This window comes from Acetonema longum DSM 6540, from assembly GCF_000219125.1.
GTDB classification, from domain to species: domain Bacteria; phylum Bacillota; class Negativicutes; order Sporomusales; family Acetonemataceae; genus Acetonema; species Acetonema longum.
Map to the genome: position 1 here is coordinate 1 of NZ_AFGF01000070.1, position 1,230 is coordinate 1,230.

Genomic DNA, 1,230 nt, shown 5'->3' on the forward strand with positions numbered 1-1,230 from the left:
TTTAGGAGGCAAGAAAACAAATGGCAAAGAAAAAGTTTGAAAGGACCAAACCCCACGTAAATATCGGGACGATCGGTCACGTAGACCATGGCAAGACCTCTCTGACGGCGGCCATCACCCTGGTTCTGTCGAAAGCAGGCGGCGCCGAATTTCTGGCCTATGACGCCATTGATAAGGCCCCGGAAGAAAAAGAACGCGGCATAACCATCAACACGTCCCACGTGGAATATGAAACCGAAAAACGCCACTACGCACACGTAGACTGCCCGGGCCACGCCGACTATGTTAAAAACATGATCACCGGCGCCGCCCAAATGGACGGAGCCATCCTGGTCGTAAGCGCGGCTGACGGCCCGATGCCTCAGACCCGTGAACACATCCTCCTGTCCCGCCAGGTAGGCGTACCGGCCATGGTCGTATTCCTGAACAAAGCCGACATGGTAGATGACGCCGAACTGATGGAACTGGTAGAAATGGAAGTGCGTGAACTGCTCTCCAGCTACGAATTCCCCGGCGACGACATTCCCGTCATCTCCGGCTCCGCTGTGAAAGCCCTGGAATGCGGCTGCGGCAAACGCGACTGCAAATGGTGCGGCAAAGTCCTCGAACTCATGGACGCTGTCGACGAATACATCCCCACCCCGGAACGGGCCACTGACAAACCCTTCCTGATGCCGGTAGAAGACGTATTCACCATCACCGGCCGCGGAACTGTAGCCACCGGCCGTGTAGAGCGTGGACAAGTCAAAGTCGGCGAAACCGTAGAAATCGTCGGCATGAGCGACAAACCCAAAAACACCGTAGTAACCGGCGTGGAAATGTTCCGCAAACTGCTGGACTCCGCTGTAGCCGGCGACAATATCGGCGCTCTCCTGCGCGGTGTAGAACGTAAAGAAATCGAGCGGGGTCAAGTGCTGGCAAAGCCAGGTTCCATTAAACCCCATACCGAATTCAAATCCGAAGTATATGTACTGTCCAAAGAAGAAGGAGGACGTCACACCCCGTTCTTTAACGGCTATCGTCCCCAGTTCTACTTCCGGACCACCGACGTAACCGGCGTAGTCACTCTGCCGGAAGGCGTAGAAATGGTAATGCCCGGCGATAACATTCGCATGGACATCGCCCTGATCACCCCGATCGCCATTGAAGAAGGTTTGCGCTTCGCTATCCGTGAAGGCGGCCGTACTGTTGGCGCCGGTGTTGTTACCGCCGTTAACAAGTAAGAGAATC

1 protein-coding gene is annotated in these 1,230 nt (G+C 55.4%); it reads left to right on the forward strand.

What is annotated here, in order from left to right:
• Positions 1 to 20: 20 nt before the first annotated feature.
• Positions 21 to 1,223, forward strand: coding sequence for an elongation factor Tu (tuf, locus tag ALO_RS08510; RefSeq protein WP_004094852.1), 1,203 nt, complete (start codon positions 21 to 23; stop codon positions 1,221 to 1,223).
• Positions 1,224 to 1,230 lie beyond the last annotated feature (7 nt).